This window comes from Nocardioides sp. NPDC006303 (assembly GCF_040613175.1).
Taxonomy (GTDB): Bacteria; Actinomycetota; Actinomycetes; order Propionibacteriales; family Nocardioidaceae; genus Nocardioides.
In genome coordinates, this window is record NZ_JBEXRR010000030.1 from 42,414 (window position 1) to 64,245 (window position 21,832).

19 protein-coding genes are annotated in these 21,832 nt (G+C 69.1%); 10 read left to right on the top strand and 9 right to left on the bottom strand.

Annotated features, from left to right (window positions below):
- Positions 1-61: 61 nt before the first annotated feature.
- The gene (locus ABZY89_RS20825; protein WP_141803051.1) at positions 62-304 is read left to right on the top strand and encodes an RNA-binding S4 domain-containing protein; all 243 of its coding nucleotides are present in this window, start codon (positions 62-64) and stop codon (positions 302-304) included.
- A gap of 99 nt (positions 305-403) precedes the next feature.
- Here ABZY89_RS20825 and ABZY89_RS20830 read toward each other — a convergent pair whose 3' ends face one another.
- From ABZY89_RS20830 to ABZY89_RS20865, 8 genes are all read right to left on the bottom strand, one after another.
- Positions 404-778, bottom strand: a complete 375-nt coding sequence (locus ABZY89_RS20830) for an FKBP-type peptidyl-prolyl cis-trans isomerase (RefSeq protein WP_141795436.1) — start codon at positions 776-778, stop codon at positions 404-406.
- A 4-nt stretch (positions 779-782) separates the two neighbouring features.
- Positions 783-3,401: a DUF4153 domain-containing protein gene (locus ABZY89_RS20835; RefSeq protein ID WP_355230247.1), complete on the bottom strand. Its 2,619-nt coding sequence runs from the start codon at positions 3,399-3,401 to the stop codon at positions 783-785.
- Positions 3,398-4,099: a response regulator transcription factor gene (locus ABZY89_RS20840; RefSeq protein ID WP_355230249.1), complete on the bottom strand. Its 702-nt coding sequence runs from the start codon at positions 4,097-4,099 to the stop codon at positions 3,398-3,400. Before ABZY89_RS20840 ends, ABZY89_RS20835 begins: the two co-directional genes overlap by 4 nt.
- Positions 4,100-4,162: 63 nt before the next feature.
- The gene (locus ABZY89_RS20845) at positions 4,163-4,597 is read right to left on the bottom strand and encodes a CBS domain-containing protein (RefSeq protein WP_355230251.1); all 435 of its coding nucleotides are present in this window, start codon (positions 4,595-4,597) and stop codon (positions 4,163-4,165) included.
- A gap of 56 nt (positions 4,598-4,653) precedes the next feature.
- A complete protein-coding gene (locus tag ABZY89_RS20850; RefSeq protein ID WP_355019191.1) occupies positions 4,654-5,526 on the bottom strand; it encodes an inositol monophosphatase family protein in 873 nt (290 codons plus the stop codon).
- Between the two features lie 97 nt (positions 5,527-5,623).
- Positions 5,624-6,634 carry a ribosome small subunit-dependent GTPase A gene (rsgA, locus tag ABZY89_RS20855; protein ID WP_355230252.1) on the bottom strand — a complete coding sequence of 337 codons (1,011 nt, stop codon included), beginning with the start codon at positions 6,632-6,634 and terminating at the stop codon, positions 5,624-5,626.
- Between the two features lie 7 nt (positions 6,635-6,641).
- Positions 6,642-7,937, bottom strand: a complete 1,296-nt coding sequence (gene aroA, locus ABZY89_RS20860) for a 3-phosphoshikimate 1-carboxyvinyltransferase (RefSeq protein ID WP_355230253.1) — start codon at positions 7,935-7,937, stop codon at positions 6,642-6,644.
- Between the two features lie 57 nt (positions 7,938-7,994).
- A complete protein-coding gene (locus ABZY89_RS20865; protein WP_355230254.1) occupies positions 7,995-10,565 on the bottom strand; it encodes a sigma-70 family RNA polymerase sigma factor in 2,571 nt (856 codons plus the stop codon).
- A gap of 292 nt (positions 10,566-10,857) precedes the next feature.
- Here ABZY89_RS20865 and ABZY89_RS20870 point away from each other — a divergent pair, with 292 nt between their 5' ends.
- Genes ABZY89_RS20870 through ABZY89_RS20890 form a run of 5 tightly spaced genes read left to right on the top strand, consistent with a single transcriptional unit; the run spans position 10,858 to position 15,740 of the window.
- Positions 10,858-11,580 (top strand): hypothetical protein, encoded by a 723-nt coding sequence (locus tag ABZY89_RS20870; protein WP_355230256.1) that lies wholly within the window; start codon positions 10,858-10,860, stop codon positions 11,578-11,580.
- 44 nt (positions 11,581-11,624) lie between these two features.
- Positions 11,625-12,383 carry an SOS response-associated peptidase gene (locus ABZY89_RS20875; protein WP_355230258.1) on the top strand — a complete coding sequence of 253 codons (759 nt, stop codon included), beginning with the start codon at positions 11,625-11,627 and terminating at the stop codon, positions 12,381-12,383.
- 1 nt (position 12,384) lies between these two features.
- Positions 12,385-13,023 carry an alpha/beta family hydrolase gene (locus tag ABZY89_RS20880; protein ID WP_355230259.1) on the top strand — a complete coding sequence of 213 codons (639 nt, stop codon included), beginning with the start codon at positions 12,385-12,387 and terminating at the stop codon, positions 13,021-13,023.
- A 55-nt stretch (positions 13,024-13,078) separates the two neighbouring features.
- Positions 13,079-14,860 (top strand): IlvD/Edd family dehydratase, encoded by a 1,782-nt coding sequence (locus ABZY89_RS20885; protein ID WP_355230261.1) that lies wholly within the window; start codon positions 13,079-13,081, stop codon positions 14,858-14,860.
- 10 nt (positions 14,861-14,870) lie between these two features.
- Positions 14,871-15,740 (top strand): fumarylacetoacetate hydrolase family protein, encoded by an 870-nt coding sequence (locus ABZY89_RS20890; RefSeq protein ID WP_355230263.1) that lies wholly within the window; start codon positions 14,871-14,873, stop codon positions 15,738-15,740.
- Here the strand turns inward: ABZY89_RS20890 and ABZY89_RS20895 are convergent.
- Positions 15,730-16,818, bottom strand: coding sequence for a LacI family DNA-binding transcriptional regulator (locus ABZY89_RS20895; protein WP_355230265.1), 1,089 nt, complete (start codon positions 16,816-16,818; stop codon positions 15,730-15,732). The genes ABZY89_RS20890 and ABZY89_RS20895 overlap by 11 nt on opposite strands.
- A 248-nt stretch (positions 16,819-17,066) precedes the next feature.
- Between ABZY89_RS20895 and ABZY89_RS20900 the strand changes: the two genes are divergently transcribed.
- From ABZY89_RS20900 to ABZY89_RS20915, 4 genes are read left to right on the top strand one after another with little or no spacing between them, the layout of a single operon-like run.
- Complete coding sequence (locus ABZY89_RS20900; protein WP_355230267.1) at positions 17,067-17,975, top strand: sugar ABC transporter permease; 909 nt, start codon at positions 17,067-17,069, stop codon at positions 17,973-17,975.
- The gene (locus ABZY89_RS20905; RefSeq protein WP_355230269.1) at positions 17,972-18,853 is read left to right on the top strand and encodes a carbohydrate ABC transporter permease; all 882 of its coding nucleotides are present in this window, start codon (positions 17,972-17,974) and stop codon (positions 18,851-18,853) included. Before ABZY89_RS20900 ends, ABZY89_RS20905 begins: the two co-directional genes overlap by 4 nt.
- A 32-nt stretch (positions 18,854-18,885) precedes the next feature.
- Positions 18,886-20,214: an extracellular solute-binding protein gene (locus tag ABZY89_RS20910; protein ID WP_355230270.1), complete on the top strand. Its 1,329-nt coding sequence runs from the start codon at positions 18,886-18,888 to the stop codon at positions 20,212-20,214.
- 38 nt (positions 20,215-20,252) lie between these two features.
- The gene (locus ABZY89_RS20915) at positions 20,253-21,761 is read left to right on the top strand and encodes an alpha-N-arabinofuranosidase (RefSeq protein WP_355230272.1); all 1,509 of its coding nucleotides are present in this window, start codon (positions 20,253-20,255) and stop codon (positions 21,759-21,761) included.
- Positions 21,762-21,832 lie beyond the last annotated feature (71 nt).

A 21,832-nucleotide genomic window follows, 5' to 3' on the forward strand; every position in this document is an offset into this window, starting at 1 on the left:
GACCGTGCTGACGCCTCGGCCGTTTTTGGTGACGTCTCGGCGGGCGGGGGAGGATGGCGGTGTGAGCGAGCCCTTCGACGTACCCATCAGTGACGAGGTCATCCGCCTCGGTCAGTTCATGAAGCTGGCCAACCTGGTCGAGGCCGGCTCCGAGGCGCGCCCGGCGATCACCGCCGGCGAGGTGAAGGTCAACGGTGAGATCGAGCTCCGCCGCGGCCGCCAGCTCCGCCTCGGCGACGTCGTGGAGTACGCCGGTCAGGCGGCCCGGGTCTCAGACGAGGCCGACTTCGACGTTCCTTGGTAAGTCGTAGGAATACCCGGTTAACCGGGGAAACCTGCACTTCTCTGGCGTTGCATTGCCTGAGAAGTGCAGGAACAACCGGTTAACCGGGTATCCCAACCGCTACTTCTCGACCTTGACCAGGTCGCAGACGAAGATCAGGGTCTCGCCGGGCTTGATCGCGCCGCCGGCGCCGCGGTCTCCGTAACCCAGGTGGGGCGGGATGACGAGCTGGCGGCGGCCGCCGACCTTCATGCCGAGGATGCCCTGGTCCCAGCCCTGGATGACCTGGCCGATGCCGACGCGGAAGTCGAGCGGCTCGCCGCGGTTGTAGGACGCGTCGAACTCCTCACCGGTGGACAGCGCAACGCCGACGTAGTGGACCGATACGCGGTCGCGCTCGGTGGCCTCCTCGCCGTCACCGATGGTGATGTCCTTGATGACGAGGTCGGTCGGAGGGGTGGGGTCGACGAAGTCGATCTCAGGCTTCTGGCTCATGAATTCAGTCTACGTATCGAGACTCGCTGGGGCACACCACCGTCGCATCGGCCGTCCCGGGGTAGACCGGGGTCAGCCCGTCGGCCCGCTCCCGGCCGAGGTTCCACTCCAGCCAGTCGCCCTCGCGGTCGTTGGGCCCGAGCACACAGCTGCGCAGGTCCTCGGGGAGCTTCTTCAGGGCCGGCACCGCGTCGTCGCTTAGATCGGCGAGGAAGTCCGTGTCGAGCTTCCCGGTCTCCTCATAGCGCGAGACGTTGTGCTCGGCGATCCACGCATCCGGGTTGATCGCGGCGATCCCGAGCAGCGCGACAGCGCCGCTGACCAGGGCGAACCTGCCGAGCCAGAGCCCACCGGCGATCGCCGTGCCGGTCACCGCGGCGACCAGCCCGGCGATCACCAGCAGGCCCAGCCAGGCCTCGAAGACATCGACGAGCAGACGGAGCTGAGTGAAGCCGTACGCCTCCTGGTAGAGGTGCATCCGGTACAGCGCCGACCCGACGACGACCAGAGCCTCCGCGGCGAGCAGCCCGAGCGCGATCCGCAGCCACAGCCGGTCGGCGACGGTCTCCACCGGCGCCTTGCGCGCCGCAGCCCAGATCACCAGCAGGGTCAGTGCGGTCGCGACGGTGAGCTGGCCGAACCCCTGGTGGACGTATTCGGCGTACGTCAGCCCCGTCGTCTCGCGCAGGTAGTCCTCGCCGCCGAAGACAGCAGTCGCCTGTGCGATCAGGAACGCGGCGAAGACGGCGACCACGACACCGACCGGAGCCAGCCACTCGTAGCGGTTGGCGACGGGCTGGGACGTACGCTCGTTGCGGTCGATCCGCGGCGGGTTCACAGCCAGGTACGCAGCGCCCATCACGACCCCGAAGACGAAGACGGTCATGAAGATCCGAGCCGCGAAGGTGTCAGGGCGTACGTCCGGCACGAACTGGTCGACCCAGCTGCCCAGCACCGCGTCGGCGGTGGTGAACAGGAGCCCGAAGATCACCAGCCCGAGCAGCGAGAGCACCGTGGTGCGGGCGACCGCCGCGCCATGTCCGCGACCGGAGACGCTGGTCAGCGTGCGGCCCAGCCACGGGATCCCGCGCAGCCCTGCCAGCGGCCAGGAGATCCCGGTCAGCACGATCCCGAGCAGCGTCTTCGCCTGGGTGGAGGCACACAGGATCACCGCGATCGCCGTGAGCAGGCACAGTACGACGAGCCACTCGGCGTCGCGGAACACCGCGACCGAGGAGAGCAGCGCGAACAGGACGTAGCAGACGATCGGGAACAAGCTGCGACGCTTCTCGCTCGCCAGCATCACGACCCCGCCGGCGGCCAGCAGCACGATGACCGTGCCGAGCCCGGCATTGCGGTCGGGGATCAGCAGGCCGCCGAGCAGGCCGGCGACCACGGCACCGATGAAGAGCCCGAACCTGCCCGCGACACCTGAATCGGGCCAATAGGTGCCGAAGATGTCATCGAGGACCGACGGGGCGGCATAGGCGGCCTTGGGATCCGCGCTGGGAGCGGCGACCGGCTGGGCCGGTTCGGCGGGCTCGGCCGCCGGGGGAGTGGTGGGCATCTGGCTCTCCTCATGGGTGGGGGTGAGATGACTGGGACTGAGCTGATCAGGGACGGTGCGCGCGGGTGGACGCACCGGAAGGTCGACGCGCACCCGGGCGCCGGCGGCGCCGGGGAGCGGGTCGAGGAAGGCGATGGAGCCGCCGTGCAGGTCGGTGACCCACCGGGCGATGGCGAGCCCGAGCCCGGTCCCGCCACCCTCGCCGGAGGAGCTGAGCGTGCCGAAGGGCTCGAAGACGCGCCCGCGGTCGGCGACGGGGATGCCGGGCCCGGAGTCGAGGACCTCGAGGTGATAGCGCTCGCCGTCGATCCCGGCGCGCACGGTGACCACGCCGCCGCGGGGACTGTGCCGGGAGGCGTTGTCGAGCAGGTTGACGACGAGCTGGCTGAGGCGATCGGGGTCGGCGTCGACGACCAGGCCGGCCGGCGCGTCGATCTCGTAGGTGACCGGCCGCCCGTTGGCCAGCGTCTCCGCGACGCAGGCCTCCAGCAGGGGGCCGAGCTCGACAGAGACGGTGCTCAGCGGCGCCTTGCCGGCGTCGACGCGCGCCAGGTCGAGCAGGTCCTCGACCAGCCGGGTCAGCCGCTCGGCCTGGCCGAGCGCGGTCTGCAGCGCGGCCGGGTCGGATCCGACGCCGTCCACGAGGTTCTCCAGCACGACGGTGAGAGCCGCCAGCGGCGTACGCAGCTCGTGGGAGACGTTGGCGACCAGGTCGCGGCGCTGGCGGTCGACGGCGCCGAGGTCGCTGGCCATCGTGTTGAACGCACGGCCCAGCTGCCCGACCTCGTCGGCACCGACGGCAGGCACGGAGACCGAGTAGTCGCCCCGGGCCATCCGCCGGGCCGCGACGGTCATCTGCCGCAGCGGGGACGTCATCCCGGCCGCCAGCAGCTGGGTGACCGCGAGCGCGATCCCGATCGTGACCGGGATCGAGATCCACGGGGAAACCCCGGTGATCCGCCCGACGGAGGCGACGACCGCCGCCACCAGCGCGCTCGCGGCGACCAGGAGCCCGAGCTTGACCTTGATCGAGGAGACCCGTTCCAGCGGAGTCATTCGCCGGCCTCCAGGGCATAGCCGACGCCGTGCACGGTCCGGACCCGCTCGGACCCGATCTTGGCGCGCAGCCCCTTCACGTGGCTGTCGACCGTGCGGGTTCCGGAGGCGTCGTTCCAGCCCCAGACCTCGGCGAGGAGCCGCTCGCGGGTGACCACGGCCCCCGGGTCGGCGGCCAGGCAGACGAGCAGGTCGAACTCGGTCGGGGTGAGCCTGACCTCGTCGCCGTCGACCCACACCCGTCGGGCCGCCGGATCCATCCGGAGCCCCCCGATCTCAGCCGTACGCCGCGGCGACCCGGCCAGCTCGGCGGCCCGCTCCACCCGCCGCAGGAGCGCGTTGACACGGGCCACCAGCTCGCGGGCCCGGAACGGCTTGGTCAGGTAGTCGTCGGCCCCGACGCCGAGCCCGACGAGCACATCGGCCTCGTCGACACGCGCGGTCAGCATGAGCACCGGCACGGGGCGTACGGCCTGGATCCGGCGGCACGCCTCGAGGCCGTCGTAGCCGGGCAGCATCACGTCGAGGACGACCAGGTCTGGCGAGGTCTCCTCGAAGCAGGAGACCGCCCCGGGTCCGTCCCACGCCCGGACGACGTCGTACCCCTCCGCCTCGAGCCGGTCCGAGACGGCCTGGTTGATGACCGGCTCGTCCTCGACGACGAGGACCCGGCGGGTGACGGTCAGATGTTCTGGCACATGCTCAGGCTAGAAGCCCGAGTAGCCGGAAAGGCTGCAGAAGTTGTGCAGGTCCTGTGAAGGTCAGGTCTGGTGGACGTACGCCTCGAGCTGGTCGCGTTCGAACGCGAGCTGGTCGATGCGGTGCTTGACCAGGTCGCCGATGCTGACGATGCCGACCAGACCGCCGTCGGGGGAGACGACCGGCATGTGCCGGATCCGGCGCTTGGTCATGATGCCCAGGATCTCGTCGATGGTGGCCTCGGGGGCACAGGTCTCGACCTCGGCGGTCATGATCGAGGAGACCTCGGCGGCGAGCAGCGCGTCGTTCTCGTGGAGGCGCCGCACCACGTCGCGCTCGGAGACGATCCCGGCGACGGCGGTGCCGTCGGTGCTGACGACACAGGCTCCGATGCCGTGCTCGGAGAGCACCCCGAGCAGGTCACGCACGGTGGCGGTTGATGCGATCGTGACGACTTCTGCGATCGCCTTGCGAGTGAGTACGTCCGCGATCTTCATGCACCAACGGTAGCGGCCGTGACGTGCGTCACGCCAGGGTCTGTTCCGGAACGCGGCTACTCGGTGCCCGGGCGGCGGAACGCCGTGACCGATCCCGGCTGCGCGGCCGGCCAGTCGGCGTCGTTGTTGCCGTCGGGCAGGCCGCCGAGGAAGGAGAGCACGGCGTCGTGCAGGTGACCGTTGGTGGCCAGCGCGTTGCCGCCCCACGGCCCCGGGTCGCCGGCCAGCGAGGTGAACTGGCCGCCGGCCTCGCGCACGATGATGTCCAGCGCGGCCATGTCGTAGAGCTCGAGCTCCGGCTCGACAGCGATGTCGACCGCGCCCTCGGCGACGAGCATGTAGGACCAGAAGTCGGAGTAGGCACGGGTGCGCCAGCAGCTGCGCATCAGCGCCAGGAAGTCCTCGAGCCGATCGCGCTCCTCCCAGCCGTGCAGCGAGGAGTAGGACATCGAGGCGTCCTCCAGGCGGCGTACGTCCGAGACCTGGCAGCGGGTCGACTTCATCAGCGACTTGCCGGTGTGGGCGCCCTGACCCTTCGCCGCCCACCAGCGCCGCCCGAGCTGGGGCGCGGAGACGACCGACATCACGACCTCGTTGTCGACCGCGAGCGCGATCAGGGTCGCCCAGACGGGCACGCCGCGCACGAAGTTCTTCGTACCGTCGATCGGGTCGACGATCCAGCGGCGGCTGGACGAGCCGGAGGATCCCGACTCCTCGCCGGTGATCGCGTCCCGCGTCCGCGCGCGGGAGAGCGTACGCCGGATCGACTCCTCCACGGCCTTGTCCGCGTCCGAGACGGGGGTCAGGTCGGGCTTGGTCATGACATGCAGGTCGAGCGCCTTGAACCGCGACGTCGACAGCGAGTCGGCGTCGTCGGCCAGCAGGTGCGCCAGCCGCAGGTCGTCGTTGTAGTCAGGAGTGCTCGCCACGAGGATCCACTCTAGTGGCTCCGCTCTCCGTGCGAACCCTCCCCTGGTAACCGGTTCCCCACGAAAACACCGGTTGGGGCATCGAGGGCTCGACCTGTCAGAGAGCGTACGTCGGCACCGACCGCGCCTCGAGCAGGCGACGGAACGAGGCGACCCGTTCCGGATCGAGCCTCCCGTCCTCGACGGCGATGTCCAGCCCGCACTCCGGCGCATCGGCGGCGTGCGAGCAGCCGCGCGGGCACTCGGCCGTCGCCTCCTGCAGATCGGGGAAGGAGACGATGAGCCGTTCCGGCTCGACGTGAGCCAGCCCGAACGTACGGATCCCCGGGGTGTCGATGATCCAGCCGGCCCCCGGGAGCCGCAGCATCAATGCCGACGTGGAGGTGTGCCGCCCCCGGCCGGTGACCGCGTTGACGTGCCCGACCTCGCGCCCGGCGTCGGGAACGATCGCGTTGACGAGCGTCGACTTGCCCACCCCGCTGTGGCCGAGGAGGACCGACGTACGTCCGTCGAGCCTCTCCTGCAGCGCGCTCATGTCGCCGCCGCGCTGGGTCACCACCCACGGCACGCCCAGCGACCGGTAGATCGAGACCAGCGACTCCGGGTCGGCCAGGTCGGCCTTGGTGATGCACAGCAGCGGGTCGATGCCCGCCTCCAGGGCAGCCACCAGCGCGCGGTCGATGAAGCCGGTGCGCGGCTCGGGGTCGGCGATCGCGGTGACGATCACCAGCTGGTCGGCGTTGGCGACCACGACCCGCTCGACGGGGTCGTCGTCATCGGCCGTACGCCGCAGCACGGTCTCCCGGGGCTCGAGCTCGACGATCCGCGCCAGCGCCCCCTCGGCGCCCGAGGTGTCGCCGACGACCTTCACCCGGTCGCCCACGACCACGCCCTTACGGCCGAGCGGGCGAGCCTTGACCGCCCACACCTCGACGTCGGGAGCCTCGTCCATGACCAGCGTGAACCGGCCTCGGTCGACGGTGATCACCCGCCCGAGGTCGGCCTCGTCGTAGCTGGGTCGGTCCTTCGTCCGCGGCCGGGTGCGGCGCCGGGGGCGGTCGTAGTGCTCGACGTCCTCGGTCCCGTAGCGCCGCTGTGCCTTCGACATCAGGTGCTCAGAAGAGTCCCGCCCAGAAGGGCGCGAAGTCGGTGAAGGTCTTGCTGGTGGTGGTGATGTTCTCGACCAGGACGTCCTCGACGGCAGCCCCGATGATGACGCCGGCGTGGGCCATCCGGTGGTCGGCGTAGGTGTGGAACACCCCGCCGTGCAGAGCCGCCGGCCGGATCGTCAGCCCGTCGGGATGCTCGGTGACGTCAGCCCCGAGCGCACCCAGCTCGCGCGCGAGCGCGGCGAGCCGGTCGGTCTCGTGGCCGCGGATGTGGCCGATGCCGGTCAGGTGCGAAGGCGTCGAGGCGAGTGCGCACAGCGCCGCGACGGCGGGGGTGAGCTCGCCGATGTCGTGCATGTCCAGGTCGATCCCGGTGAGCTGCTCCGGCCCGGTGACGGTCAGCCCGTCGTCGGTGACCCGCACCTCGCAGCCCATCAGCGAGAGCACCTCGCGCAGCTGGTCGCCCGGCTGGTCGGTGGCCTGCGGCCAGTCGCGCACGGTCACGGTCCCGCCCGAGACAGCGGCCAGGGCCAGGAACGGGGCCGCGTTGGACAGATCCGGCTCGATGGTGCGGTCCAGCGCCTTGATCGGTCCTGGTGCCACGATCCATCGGTTGGCGTCTGAGTCGTCGACCGCGACGCCGTGCTCGCGCAGCATCGCGACCGTCATGTCGATGTGGGGGAGCGACGGCACAGGCTTGCCCTCGTGGCGTACGTCCACACCCTGCTCGTACCGCGCACCCGCGAGGAGCAGCGCGCTGATGAACTGGCTCGAGGCCGAGGCGTCGACCACCACGGTCGCGCCGGGCACGACGCCCTGCCCCTGGATCGTGAACGGCAGCCCGTCGCCCTCGATGTCCACGCCGAGATCGCGAAGGGCACGCAGCACCTCGCCGACCGGCCGCTTGCGCATGTGCGGGTCGCCGTCGAAGGCGACCGTGCCGGTGGAGAGCGCGGCCACCGGAGGTACGAACCGCATCACCGTCCCCGCCAGCCCGCAGTCGACCTCGGCATCGGCGCCGAACGCCCCAGGCGTCACGACCCAGTCGTCTCCCGAGGTGTCCACCTGTGACCCCAACGACGTGAGCGCTGCCGCCATCAGCAGCGTGTCGCGGGACCGAAGCGCACGACGTACGGCGCTGGGCCCGTCCGCGATCGAGGCGAGCACCAGCGCCCGGTTGGTGAGCGACTTGCTTCCGGGCAGCGACACCGTCGCCGTCACCGGACCGCGCGCTCGGGGCGCCGGCCAGGGGTCGGCCGGCCCGTTGGCAGGGTCGGCGGCACGGTCGGTCGTGGTAGTCACAGGTCCAACTTTAGAGGTTCCGCGAGCAGAGGCGGCCGTCGGTCACCGGGGATGAAATCACTCGATCCCGAGCGCCTTCAGGAAACCCTTCCAGGTCAGGCCGCCCGTTGCGGCGCCGCGCTCCACCTCGGGCGTCGCGCTTGGGCTGGCGCTGGGCACTTCAGGGTCCTCGGGCAGCGAGGGGCTGCCGCTGGCACTGCCCGGGACGCTGGGAACGTCCGAGGACGGTGTCGGCACCTGCGGCACATCGGGAGTCGTGGGCGGCGTCGGCACCTGCGGTACGTCGGGAGTCGTCGGCGGCGTCGGCACCTGCGGCACGTCCGGCGTCTCGCTCGGAGTCGGCGTCGGGGTGGGTGTCGGAGTCGGCGTCGGCTCCGGGGCGGCGGTGCCGCTGGTCGAGGCGGTGTTGTTGGTGGTGTCGCCGTCCTCGTAGCCGGTGGGCTCGATGCTCGCCTCGAAGGTCCACGTCGCGCCCGACTGCGGGATGAAGGCGAAGTGAGCGGCCTCGCCGTCACCGGAGAGCGTGCACTCGTGGGTGACAGTCCCGTTCACCGGCATCATGGTGGCGGGAGCACCGCAGGCCGACCAGGCGAAACCAGGTCCGAAGTAGGGCGACGCCACGCCGGTCATGGCGATCCGGAGCGTCGTCGACTGGCCCTCGGCAGGCTCGGGGAGGCCGTCGACGGAGACGACGACGTCCTCGTACGCGTGCAGGTCGGAGACGCCGGGAATGACGAAGACACCGCCCACGCCCGATTCGTGACGGTGGCTAACCCCGACTTTTGGGTCGTTCTTCGGAGCTTGCTCGAAGGTCACCTCCACAGCACCGACGTCCTTGCCGCCGTGGCCATCCGAGATTCGATAGGTGAAGGTGTCGCCGGCTCCGTCGTAGCCGGCGGTCATCGTGTAGACGACCTTGCCGTCGATGATCTCGGCCGTGCCGTGCGCGGGCTTCTCGACGATCTCGACCAGCTCGAGGGTGTCGCCGTTGTCGTCGGCGTCGTTGGCGAGCACGTCGACGGTGGTCTTGGCGGTCCCCGGCTGGTTGCCGTTGCCGTTCCCGTTGTTGCCCTGGCCGTTGCCGTTGCCGCCGGTCACCGTCGCCGTGGCCGTGTCGTTGACGGCGTCGGGGTCGGCGTTGGGCGTGGTCACGTCGACGGTGCCGGCGACCTCGCCGCCGTTGCCGTCGGTGAGGACGTACTCGATGGTGTCGGTGCCTCGCCAGCCGATGTCGGCCTGGTAGGTCACGGTGGTGACGGGCTCGTCGGCCATCCGCAGACCGCCGAAGATCGCGCCGCTGACGCTGCCGCCCCTACCGCCCGGGGACGAGGTGCCGCCGATGGTGACGGTGCCGTGGGCGGGGGAGGCGACGGTGGCCTCCTTGACCGAGAGCGGGTCGCCATTGGCGTCCGTGGCTCCCTCGGTCAGGTCGATGACGGTCTTGCCGCCGGGCTGCCCGTTCACGGTCGACAGCGGTTGGCTGATGACCGGCGCCTGCTGCGTCTGGGCAGGAGCCGTGTCAGCGGGCTGGTCGGCCGGCCGGTCGGCGGGAGGCGCCGCTGCCGGCGGCGCCGCAGGATTGTCAGCGGGAGGTGCGGCCGGGTCGGCCGGGTCGGCAGGAGCAGGGTCGGCCGGCGCCTCGGCGGCAGGCTCGTCAGCGGCCGGCACCTTCGGGGCCGGGTCACCGCCGGTGAGCGCGAGCCCCGCGGCCACGGCCGCTGCAGCCGCGACACCGGCACCCGCACCGACCGTACGTCCCACGGGATCGCCCAGCACCCAGTCCCTGACCCGCCCGAAGAAGAGCACCACGCCACCCTTGGCGGCGACGCCACTTCCGACGGCGAGGTAGCCCGCGCCCGCGGCGCCGAGCAGAGCCGGAGCGAGCCAAGCGCCCATCCCGGAGTTGACCTCGGTGAGCTCGAGGTAGATCGCGGTGCACGGACGGCAGTCCTGCAGGTGGTCGTCGACCTTCGTCGAGTCACGCTTGGACAGGCCGTTGCGGATGTAGGCACCCAGGTTGGCGCGCGTGGTGGCGCAGGCCTCCTCGCCGGCGTCCTGCGCGTGCATCGAGATGAACGCCTGCTTGAGGCCCTCGCGAGCCCGGTAGGCGAGCGCGGAGACCGAGTTGGCCGACATGCCGAGCATCGGCGCGATCTCGGCCGGCTTCTGGCCCTCGACCTCGGTGTGCCACAGCACCTGCTGCCAGCGCTCCGGAAGCTGCTGGAACGCCTTCGCGGCGGCCTGGTTGTCGAAGCCCGACACGGCGGTGTCCTCGAACGGCACGCCCGGGTCGAACGGGGTCAGGTCGTCGGTGGTGGTCAGCTTCGAGGCGGCGCGGATCTTGTCCACGTGGAGCCGGCGCAGCGACGTCAGCAGGTAGGCGCGGAACGCCAGGTCCGGGCCGCCGCCCCTCTGCAGCACGTTGAGCACCTTGGCGAACGCCTCGGAGACCAGGTCGTCGGCGTCGCCGGGCGACACCAGTTGGCGGGCCAGGCGGCGGGCGGCCTCGACATGGCGCTCGAACAGCGTCCCGTACGCATCCAGGTCACCGCCGCGGACAGCGGTGATCAGCTCGGCGTCGCCAGGGGCGTCGAGGGTAGGTAGAGAGGTGGGGGTCGATTCGCTCACAGCACCAGAGACGTTAGAAGGACGGAGGTATGACGCGGGTTGCGCCAACGGGAGACATGCGCTGTGCTAACGACCGCGGAAGCCCGCACGTCACGCCCCCTCCCCGGATCTGACAACAAGTTTCGCGAAACCCAGAAAATGTGGGTCGCTACCGCGTCATGGTCGCCGATTTCGTACGTCAAGTCCATGTGGGCACGCGGTAGATCTGCGCGGGCACCACTGTATCCATGACCCAGCAACTTCGGACGAGGAACGACACCAACGCCAGGAAACACGAGGAAAGAGGTGAGTTGTGCGGCTGTTCTCCCGAGGTCGGCGTGCGCCTGCATCCACCTCGCCTGAATTCAGAGAGCTCTCCGACGAGCAGCGTGCGGCACTCCCGCCGCGGTTCGAGGCCGTCGCGGAGGCGCTCGCCGAGCGCAGCAGCTACGTCGCCGAGGCCTGCTGGGTCGCCGGCCACGACCTCGCCGAGTCAGGCGTGTCCCTCGGAGAGTGTCTCGAGGACCTTCGGATGACCACCCAGGCCATGGAGGATCGCGACCCGGCCTTCGGCGAGGTGCACGCGCTGTCCGTCGCCTGGAGCGAGGCGACGCTGGGCTACCTGCACACCATCTCCTGCGCCGACCCGCTCACCGGCCTCGCCACCCTCGCGCACCTGCGCGAACGCATCTCGGACCTCTACCGGGAGGCCACGGCGCGCAGCCACGCGCTGGTCGTCACCGACGCCCACCTCCCGGGCGCCCCCGGCGGGAAGACCGACAGCATCGCCACCGCTCGCCGGATGTCGCTGCTCGGTCAGACCGCTCGCACCGTCTTCGCGACCGCGGCTGCCGTCGGACAGGTCGGCCACAGCCGGATGGTCGTGGTCGCCCCGCGTGACGAGACGCTGGTCAAACGGCTCGGGCTCCTCAAGCGGATGGTCGAGCACAGCGCCGACCGGATCTGGATCGAGGGACTCCCGGACAACGACCGGTCAGCGGGCATCCTGCTCGACGAGCTCGCCCGCGGAGCCTAGAAATACCTCCGAACACCACCGGCACCCGGCGCTAAGGTGAACGTATGTGCGGTCGTTACGCGTCCAGCCGCCAACCCGACGAGCTGGCCGAGGAGTTCGAGATCGATGAGCTGCGCCTGCAGGAGCCGCTCACCGAGAGCTACAACGTAGCCCCGACCAACGATGTCTATGCCGTCGTCGAGCGCCCGCCGCGAGAGGACGACGCGCCCACCGAGCGCCAGCTCCGTTCCGTACGTTGGGGCCTGGTCCCGTCGTGGGCCAAGGACGTCAAGATCGGCAACCGGATGATCAACGCCCGGATGGAGACGGTGGGCGAGAAGCCTGCCTATCGCCGGGCCTTCGCCAAGCGCCGCTGCCTGTTGCCGGCCGACGGCTACTTCGAGTGGTACGCCACCGAGGCCAAGGACGCGAAAGGGCTGAGTGGAAAAGGACGGGCCCGTAAGCAGCCCTACTTCATCACCCCCAAGGACGGGGGAGTGCTGGCGATGGCCGGGCTCTACGAGCTCTGGCCCGACCCCGCCAAGGCCGAGGACGACCCCAGCCGGTGGCTGTGGAGCTGCACGGTGATCACCACCGAGGCGGAGGACTCCCTGGGGCGGATCCACGACCGGATGCCGCTCATGGTGGAACGTGAGCGCTGGGACCAGTGGCTCGACCCGACCCGTCCGGGCGATCTGGATCTGCTGACCCCGGCGGCGCCCGGCCGACTGGAGGCCTACCCGGTCTCGACGCTGGTGAGCAACGTACGCAACAACGGCCGCGAGCTCGTCGAGCCGCTGCCGATCGAGGAAGCCTGGGGATGACATGGGTGGAACCACGACGCAGATGATCGACACGCCCTACGGACAGGGGCGGCTCTACACCCGCCGGGCGCGGCGACCACAGGCGACCCTGCTGCTCTCCCACGGCGCCGGCAACGGCATCGACACCCACGACCTGATGGCGCTCAACGACGCGCTGCCGGCCCAGGGCATCACCGTGGTCCGCTTCGAGCAGCCCTGGCGGGTCAAGGGGAAGCCGGTGGCCACGCCGCCCAAGTCCCTCGACGCGGCCCTGACCCTGGCCGCCAACTGGATGCGGGTGCGCACCCCGCTCGTGGTCGGAGGCCGCTCCGCCGGGGCCCGCTCGGCGGTCCGTACGGCACGCGGGTTCGGCGCCGCGGGGGCGCTGTGCCTGGCCTTCCCGCTGCACCCGATCGCCAAGCCGGGCATCTCGCGTGCCTACGAGCTCTTGGAGTCCAGGGTGCCGACGCTGGTCCTGCAGGGCACTCGGGACAGGTTCGGCAAGCCCGAGGAGTTCCCGGAGGGGATCGAGGTCACCCCGATCCCGGGGGCGGACCATTCTCTCGTCGTCGGCAAACGTGGCCCGATCACGCAGGCCGACGCCGACGCGATCCTGATCGAGTCCACCCTGGAGTGGCTGGTCCGCGAGGTCATCGTCTAGCCGGATCTGGGCGATTTCAGGGCGGGCCATGCGTGGCGGCGCTAGGTTTTACAACGTGGTAAACGCCCCTCGCCTGCGCAGCCGGGACTGGTTCGACAACCCGGCCAATCCCCCGATGACGGCGCTCTACATCGAGCGCTACATGAATTGGGGCGTGACGCGCGAGGAGCTCCAGTCGGGCAAGCCGGTGATCGGCATCGCGCAGACCGGATCGGACCTGTCGCCCTGCAACCGGCACCACCTCGGGCTGGCGCAGCGCGTACGCGACGGGATCCGGGAGATGGGTGGGATCGCGTTCGAGTTCCCGGTGCACCCGATCCATGAGATGGGGAAGCGGCCGACGGCGGCGCTGGACCGCAACCTCGCCTACCTCGGTCTGGTGGAGATCCTCTACGGATATCCCCTCGACGGGGTGGTGCTGACCACGGGGTGCGACAAGACCACGCCGGCGTGCGTGATGGCGGCGGCCACGGTGAACATCCCGGCGATCGTGCTCTCGGGCGGACCGATGCTCAACGGCTGGCTCAAGGGCGAGCGCATCGGCTCGGGCACGATCATCTGGAAGGCACGCGAGATGCTCGCGGCGGGGGAGATCGACGAGGCGGAGTTCACCGAGCTGATCGCATCCTCTGCGCCCTCGCCCGGCCACTGCAACACCATGGGCACCGCCGCCACGATGAACAGCCTCGCCGAGACCCTCGGGATGAGCCTGCCCGGCTCCGCCGCGATCCCGGCTCCGCACCGTGATCGCGGTCGGGTGGCCTATCTGACGGGCAGGCGCATCGTCGAGATGGTGCACGAGGACCTCAAGCCGTCCGACGTCCTGACCAGGGATGCGTTCGAGAACGCGATCGTCGTGAACTCGGCGATCGGAGGCTCCACCAACGCTCCGGTCCACATCAACGCGATCGCCAGGCACATCGGGGTCGACCTCGGCATCGAGGAGTGGGAGACGGTCGGGCATCGGATCCCGCTCCTGGTCGACATGCAGCCCGCCGGCAGGTTCCTCGGCGAGGAGTTCCACCGCGCGGGTGGGGTGCCGGCCGTCGTCCACGAGCTGATGCGTCACGGCCTGATCCACGAGGATGCGCTCACCGTCAACGGACGGACCATCGGCGAGAATTGCCGCGACACGGTGAGCGAGGACGCCGAGGTGATCCGCGGCTTCGACAACCCGCTCGTGGAGCAGGCCGGCTTCATCGTGATGACGGGGAACCTGTTCGACAGCGCGATCATGAAGACCAGCGTGATCTCGGACGAGTTCCGGGAACGCTACCTCTCGGACCCCGAGCACCCGAACACGTTCGAGGGGCGCGCGATCGTCTTCGAAGGGCCCGAGGACTACCACGCCCGCATCGAAGACACCTCGCTCGAGATCGACGAGGGGTGCATCCTGTTCATCCGAGGTGTCGGCCCGATCGGCTATCCCGGCTCGGCCGAGGTCGTCAACATGCAGCCTCCCGCCGCACTCATCGAGCGGGGTGTGCACTCGCTGCCGTGCGTGGGCGACGGTCGCCAGTCCGGTACGTCAGGGTCGCCCTCGATCCTCAACGCCTCGCCCGAGGCCGCCGCCGGAGGAGGCCTGGCGCTGCTGCGTACCGACGATCGTGTCCGGATCGACCTCACCACGGGAAGGGCGGACATGCTGGTCTCGGACGAGGAGCTGGCCGAGCGGCGCGAGGCGCTCGGGGAGTTCCCCGTGCCGGAGTCGCAGACCCCGTGGCAGGAGATCCAGCGGTCCATGGTCGGCCAGCTCGCCGACGGCATGGTCCTGGAGCCTGCGGTGAAGTATCAGCGCGTGGCGCAGACCAAGGGCACCCCACGCGACAACCACTGAGGAGCAGCCGATGCACCTTGTCCGATACGACAGCGGGAACGGCCCGCAGGTCGGCGTACGCAGGGGCGACTCGATCACCCCGGTGAGCGGCGTCGTATCCATGGCGGATCTCCTCGCGATGCCGCTGGAGGAGCTGCGAGCCACCGTGGAGTCCGCCTCCGCGGCGCCGGTCCCGGTCTCGTCCGTACGCCTGCTCGCTCCGCTGGACGGGCGGGCCGAGCTGTGGTGCGCGGGCGTCACCTATGCCCGCTCGCGCAGCGCCCGGATGGAGGAGAGCGCCGAGCAGTCGGTCTACGACAAGGTCTACTCCGCGCAGCGGCCCGAGCTGTTCCTGAAGGCGCCGGCCTGGCGTCTGGTCACCGACGGCGAGCCGGTCGGCATCCGGGCCGACTCCGGCCACGACGTTCCTGAGCCGGAGCTTGCCGTCGTGATCAACGCCCACGGCGAGATCATCGGCTACACGGTCTGCAACGACATGAGCTCCCGCTCGATCGAGGGCGAGAACCCGCTCTACCTGCCCCAGGCCAAGGTGTACGCAGGGGCAGCAGCGCTCGCGGCAGGCATCAGGCCCGTGTGGGAGGTCCCTGACGCCACCGGCCTCGCCATCACCCTGGTGGTCCGCCGCGGTGACCACGAGGTCGTCGCGGCGGAGACATCGTCCAGCCAGCTCGTACGTCCGATCCAGCAGCTCGTCGACCACCTGTTCGCCGCCAACGACTTTCCCGACGGCGCGGCGCTGGCGACGGGCACCGGGATCGTCCCCGACATGGGCTTCAGCCTTCAGCCCGGCGACATGGTGGAGATCGAGGTCGCTGAGGTCGGCAGGCTCGGCAACCGGGTGGAGGTCGGGAAGGAGCCCTTCTCGTGGCTCAACTGTTGAGCGTCTGAGCCGTCGCGCCGGACTTGGGCAAAGTAGTCGCCGGTGTCCCGGAGGCGGTCCCGCCGGAGGACTCCCGCACGATGACGTCGAAGGCAGCCTTGTGCAGCCGTGGCGGCCGCGATGACCCTGCGCCCCACTCGATGCGCTCGACGAGCATGCTGACCGCCGTCTCGGCGATCTCCGCGCGGCCGGGGTCGATGCTGGAGAGCGAGGGGATGGTGAGGTGGCTGATGGTGATGTTGTCGTAGCCGATCACGGCCACATCGGCGGGCACGACGCGCCCCGCTTCACCGAGAGCTCGGAGCGCACCCAGGGCCAGCGAGTCGGTCAGGGTGAAGATGGCGTCGAACTCCAGCCCCGACTCGATCAGCTGCCGCGCCGCGTCGGCGCCGTCCTCCGGATGCCAGGGCGCGACGACGCGCTCGAGTCGGGGATCGTGCTCGATACCGGCAGCCGCCAGAGCTTCCCGGTAGCCCTGGATCCTCAGGTTCGAAGGCCCCATCACCCGGGTCTCGTCGTCCGGATGGGCGCCGATGACGGCGATCCGCCGGCGCCCCAGAGAGATCAGGTGCTCGACGGCTGCGCGGGCCGCACTGACGTTGTGCATCGTCACGTGGTCGGTGGGCCCGCCGAAGATCCACTCTCCGAGCATGACCAGCGGGAAGTCGACGTACGCCAACAGGTCGCGGTCCTCGGTGCCGAGTCGCTCGGGGCTGAAGAGCAGGCCGTCGGTCTGGGGGAGCCCGTGGGTGAGGAGCTCGATCTCGTGCTCGCGGTCGCCTCCGAGCTGTCCGACGATGACGCTCAGTCCGCGCTTGGCCGCAGCCGCGATGACGGCATCGGCCAGCTCAGCGAAGTAGGCCTGCCTCAGCTCCGGCACCGCCAGCCCGATGACGCCGGTGCGGCCGGAGCGCAGGCCGCGCGCGGAATGGTTCGGCCGGTAGCCGAGCTCGGCGATCGCCTGCTGCACGCGGGCACGCGTGTCCGGGTGCACGTTCGGATGATCGTTCACCACGTTGGACACGGTCTTGGGCGAGACGCGGGCAATGGCCGCGACTTCGCGCATCGTCACAGCCATCGTCGCCTCGTGTTCCCTCGTGCCCCCGGTTCGGGGGCAGCCTACATCGGTATTTTGCGCTGGCCCTCGCCTGCCCTTCCGCCACTCCGTGTGGCGAATGTCACGTTCGGGTCTTGACAGGGTCTGAGCGCAGGACAAGGATATGCGCTGATTACCACGTGGTAAACCCGCTGGTGAGAGGCGTGCATCGTCGTAAATCGGCGGTTCGCCCACGCCGGTGGGATACCTCAGCGAAGAGGAGCCTTCAGATGGTCGTTCTCCGGCGGCTGCTGTACTCGCAGAGGGCAGCGCCCTACCTCTTCATCGCGCCGTTCGTGATCACGCTGCTCGCCTTCTGGCTCCTCCCGCTCGCGCGTACGTTCCTCATGAGCACGCAAGAGGTGGTGTTCGGACAGGCCGCCTTCATCGGTCTGGACAACTACCAGCGGCTCTGGGAGGACCGGCTCTTCTGGAAGGCGATGTTCAACAGTGCCCGCTACATGGTGCTGACCATCGCGCTCCTGATCCCGATCCCGCTGGTGCTGGCCGCGCTCATCAACTCCAAGATCGGCAGTGAGCGCGTCAAGGCGGTCTTCAAGGCCTCGATGTTCGTGCCGGCGCTGACCTCTGTTGTCGTCGCCGGGATCATCTTCCGGCTGATGTTCGCCGAGACCGGCACCGGTCTGATGAACCAGATCGTCGGGGTGTTCGGGATCGACCCGGTTCGGTGGCTTCGCATCGACACCGGCGGGCTGATCGCCCTGCTGACGCTGGCGATGTGGCGCTGGACCGGGGTCAACATCCTCTACTTCCTCGCCGGCATGCAGGCCATCCCGGAGGAGTACTACGAGGCGGCGACGATCGACGGCGCCAGCAAGCTGCAGCAGTTCTTTCACATCACCCTGCCCAACCTGAAGCCGACCATCGTCTACGTCACCACCATCAGCGTGTACGGCGGTCTGGCGATGTTCCTGGAGAGCTTCATGCTCTACCGCGGCAACGCCTCGCCCAATGACCAGGGGCTCACGGTGGTCGGCTACCTCTACCGGCGGGGGATCGAGCAGAACGATCCTGGCTTCGCCTCCGCGGTCGGTGTCGTGCTCCTCGTGGTCATCATGACCATCAACCTGACATTCCTCACGCTCAGCGGAACCTTCAAGAAGGAGAGCGCGCGATGAGCGCCGAGCCGACTCCACGTACGAGGGTCCAGCTGCCGTACTGGCTCCACGGCTCGGTCCAGACCGCGCTCCTGATGACGATCTTCCTGCTGGTGCTGACCCTTGTCGTGCTCGCTCCGCTGCTGATCATGTTCGTGGCGACGTTCCAGGACGGCAACGACGTCATCCGGCGGGGACTCTCCTTCGACATCGACCTCGGGTCGCTGTCGCTGGACAACTACGTGATGCTCTTCACCGACTCCGGGCCGTACTTCCGCTGGTTCGCCAACTCGATCCTGCTCACCGTCGTGCAGGTGGCCGGGACGCTGTTGGTCAGCTCGTTCGTGGCGTACGGCTTCGCGGTCTACGACTTCAAGGGCAAGACCGCGCTGTTCATCGCAGTGCTGCTGCTCATGGCCGTGCCGTTCGAGATCATGATGCTCCCGCTGTACGTGCTGGTGAACGACGTCGGCCTGGCCGACTCCTACTCGGTGATCGTGCTGCCGTTCCTGGCCGCTTCGGTGACGATCTTCTACTTCCGGCAGTACTTCCTCGGCATCCCGAAGGACCTGCTCGAGGCGGGCCGCATGGACGGCGCCACGGAGTTCGGCATCTTCTTCAAGATCGTGGTGCCGGTGGCGAAACCGGCGTTCGCGGCGATGGCCATCCTCAACGGGATGATCATCTGGAACAACTTCCTCTGGCCGCTGCTGGTGCTGCGCTCGGAGTCGAAGTTCACCCTTCCGATCGGGCTCAACACCCTGCTCACCCCGCATGAGAACAACTACGAGCTTCTCATCATCGGATCTTTGTTCTCGCTCCTTCCCGTCCTGGTGCTGTTCCTGCTGTTCCAGCGGTTCTTCGTCGCTGGGATGACGGCCGGGGCGCTCAAGGGGTGACCCCTTGCACAACCTCACAGATGGAGAGAACCATGACGACAAAGCGGAGAATCACCTCCCTCCTCGCCGCAGGACTCGCCGCGACGCTCGCGCTGAGCGCCTGCGGCGGCTCCGAGGACGAAGGCGGACCTGACGCCGAGGGCCGCACCAGCATCGACATGTGGGTGTTCGCCGAGCTGCACGGCACCTACTACGAGGCGATGGCCGAGGAGTGGAACGAGAAGAACCCCGACAAGGAGATCAAGCTCGACGTCACGGTCTTCCCGTACGACGAGATGCACAACAAGCTCCAGCTGGCCGTGAACTCCGGCAAGGGGCTCCCGGACGTCGTGGACATCGAGGTGAACAAGTTCTCCAACTTCGTCACCGAGGACGGGCGTACGCCGCTCGCCGACCTGTCCGAGGCCGCCGAGCCGTACCAGGACGACATCGTGCAGGCCCGGATGGACCTGTACGCCCGGGAGGGGAAGCAGCTCGGCTTCCCGACCCACGTCGGAGCTCAGGTGGCCTTCTACAACGTCCCGTTGCTGGAGAAGGCCGGGGTCGACTACACGACCATCGAGACCTGGGACGACTTCAAGGCGGCGGGCGCCAAGTACAACAAGGCGACCGGCAAGGCGTTCGGCGTCGCCAGCACCGACACCAACATCGTGCAGCCGCTGGTCATGGCGCAGCTCGGCGGCAACCTGTTCGACGAGGACGGCAACGTCACCGTGAACAGCCCGGAGGTCGTGGAGGCGATCGAGCTGCTGCAGGAGATGCAGAAGGCCGGAGCGCTCTCGACCATCCCGGGTGGCAGCCCGGACATCGAGGAGGCCTTCGGTCCCATCAACAACGGCGACTACGCGGCCATCGTCTACCCGGCCTGGTACACCTCCCGGTTCGTCGACTACATGCCCGACCTGGCCGGCGACATCGCGATCGCACCGGCACCGGTCATCGAGGGTGGTGAGGTCGCCACGATCGGTGGCGGCGGCACCGGCACTGCGGTGATCGACAGCTCCCCGGACAAGGAGTTCGCCACGGAGTGGCTCGCGTTCGCGAAGCTGTCGCCGGAGGCCAACGTCGCCGTCTGGGAGGAGCTCGGCTTCGACCCGGTGAACATGTCGGTGTGGGAGGACAAGGAGGTCACCCACAACCCGGAGAACAAGTTCAACAAGTACTTCCGGACCAACCTCTTCGACGTGCTCAACGAGGTCAAGGGCGACATCGGCCACTTCGAGTCCTTCGAGGACCCGAACCTGCCCAAGGTCGACGAGGTGTTCACGACCAGTACGTACAACCAGATCTTCGGGGACGGTGTCCCGGCCAAGGAGGCGCTGGACCAGGCGCAGGCCGATCTGGAGAACGAGCTCGAGTAGCTGCTGTCGCCGCTGCCCCGGACAAGAGAGAGGAACCCATGGAAAACGGCAAGCTGACGATCGATCCGGCGTTCACCGTCGCCCCCGTCAACAGGAGGATCTTCGGGTCGTTCGTAGAGCACATGGGGCGCTGTGTCTACGGCGGCATCTTCGAGCCGGGGCATCCGACGGCGGACGGCGACGGCCTGCGAGGGGACGTACTGGATCTCGTACGCGAGCTCGGGGTGACCGCCGTTCGCTATCCCGGGGGCAACTTCGTCTCCGGCTACAAGTGGGAGGACGGAGTGGGGCCGCGCGACCAGCGGCCGACCCGCCTGGACCCGGCGTGGCGGACCATCGAGACCAACGCGTTCGGTCTCGACGAGTTCATGACCTGGGCGAGGAAGGCCGCTATCGAGCCCATCATGGCGGTCAACCTGGGCACCCGCGGCCTGCCGGAGGCACTCGAGCTGCTCGAGTACGCCAACCACCCCAGCGGAACCGAGCTGTCCGAGCGTCGTGTCGCGCACGGCGCCGTCGAGCCGTACGGCATCCGGATGTGGTGTCTTGGCAACGAGATGGACGGCCCCTGGCAGCTGGGCCACAAGACGGCCGAGGAGTACGGCCGTCTGGCCAAGGAGGTGGCCAGCGGCATGCGTCAGTACGACGCCGACCTCGAGCTGGTCGCCTGCGGCAGCTCAGGTCGGTCGATGCCGACCTTCGGCGCCTGGGAGGCGACGGTGCTCGAGCACACCTACGACGTGGTCGACTTCGTCTCGGCGCACGCCTATTACGAGCTCGAGGGCGACGACGTCGCAAGCTTCCTCGCCTCGTCGGTCGACATGGACCTCTTCATCCGGGAGGTCGTCGCGACCGCCGACCACATCGGGGCGAAGCTCTCCTCACCGAAACGGATCAACATCTCCTTCGACGAGTGGAACGTCTGGTACCTGAAGAAGTTCCAGCAGGAGGGCATGTCGGAGGAGTGGACCTCCGCCCCTCGGCTCAGTGAGGACGCGTACACAGCGCTCGACGCCGTCGTCGTCGGCTCTCTGCTCATCACGCTGCTCAAGCACAGCGACCGGGTGACCGCCGCCTGTCAGGCCCAGCTGGTCAACACCATCGGCTCGATCAGGAGCGAGCCCGGCGGGCCGGTGTGGCGGCAGTCGATCTTCCACCCGTTCTCGCTGACTGCCCGGTTCGCGCAGGGCGAGGTGCTCGAGCCGCGGGTGGTCGCTCCGACGATGGCGACCGCCAAGCACGGTGACGTCTCCGTCCTCGACGCCGTGGCGACCCACGATCCGGAGAACAGCCGCGTGGCGGTGTTCGTCGTCAACCGGCACCCGTCGGAGGCCATGGCCTTCTCCACCGACGTGCGCTACTTCGGCCACGTGGAGCTGGTCGAGGCGACGGTCCTGGGTGGCGAGGACCTGTTCGCGGTGAACAGCATGGAGGATCCCGACCGGGTGGTGCCGAAGGCGTACGACTCGGCGAAGGTCGTGGGCAGCGCGCTCGAGGCCGAGCTGCCGCCGGCGTCGTGGAGCATGTTCGTCCTGCAGACGTCCTGACGCAGCGGTCGGCCGGGTCCTCGGACAGCGGGGAATGTTTGGCGGCCGTCGCGGCGTTCATGCAACATGAC

Bases quoted from the DNA above. Each gene is read 5' to 3' on its own strand.
- ABZY89_RS20835 (WP_355230247.1), bottom strand. From the start codon at position 3,401: ATGACTCCGCTGGAACGGGTCTCCTCGATCAAGGTCAAGCTCGGGCTC.
- ABZY89_RS20900 (WP_355230267.1), top strand. From the start codon at position 17,067: ATGGTCGTTCTCCGGCGGCTGCTGTACTCGCAGAGGGCAGCGCCCTAC.
- rsgA (WP_355230252.1), bottom strand. From the start codon at position 6,634: ATGTCGAAGGCACAGCGGCGCTACGGGACCGAGGACGTCGAGCACTAC.
- ABZY89_RS20830 (WP_141795436.1), bottom strand. From the start codon at position 778: ATGAGCCAGAAGCCTGAGATCGACTTCGTCGACCCCACCCCTCCGACC.
- ABZY89_RS20890 (WP_355230263.1), top strand. From the start codon at position 14,871: ATGCACCTTGTCCGATACGACAGCGGGAACGGCCCGCAGGTCGGCGTA.
- ABZY89_RS20880 (WP_355230259.1), top strand. From the start codon at position 12,385: ATGGGTGGAACCACGACGCAGATGATCGACACGCCCTACGGACAGGGG.
- ABZY89_RS20905 (WP_355230269.1), top strand. From the start codon at position 17,972: ATGAGCGCCGAGCCGACTCCACGTACGAGGGTCCAGCTGCCGTACTGG.
- ABZY89_RS20915 (WP_355230272.1), top strand. From the start codon at position 20,253: ATGGAAAACGGCAAGCTGACGATCGATCCGGCGTTCACCGTCGCCCCC.
- ABZY89_RS20895 (WP_355230265.1), bottom strand. From the start codon at position 16,818: ATGGCTGTGACGATGCGCGAAGTCGCGGCCATTGCCCGCGTCTCGCCC.
- ABZY89_RS20910 (WP_355230270.1), top strand. From the start codon at position 18,886: ATGACGACAAAGCGGAGAATCACCTCCCTCCTCGCCGCAGGACTCGCC.
- ABZY89_RS20845 (WP_355230251.1), bottom strand. From the start codon at position 4,597: ATGAAGATCGCGGACGTACTCACTCGCAAGGCGATCGCAGAAGTCGTC.
- ABZY89_RS20875 (WP_355230258.1), top strand. From the start codon at position 11,625: ATGTGCGGTCGTTACGCGTCCAGCCGCCAACCCGACGAGCTGGCCGAG.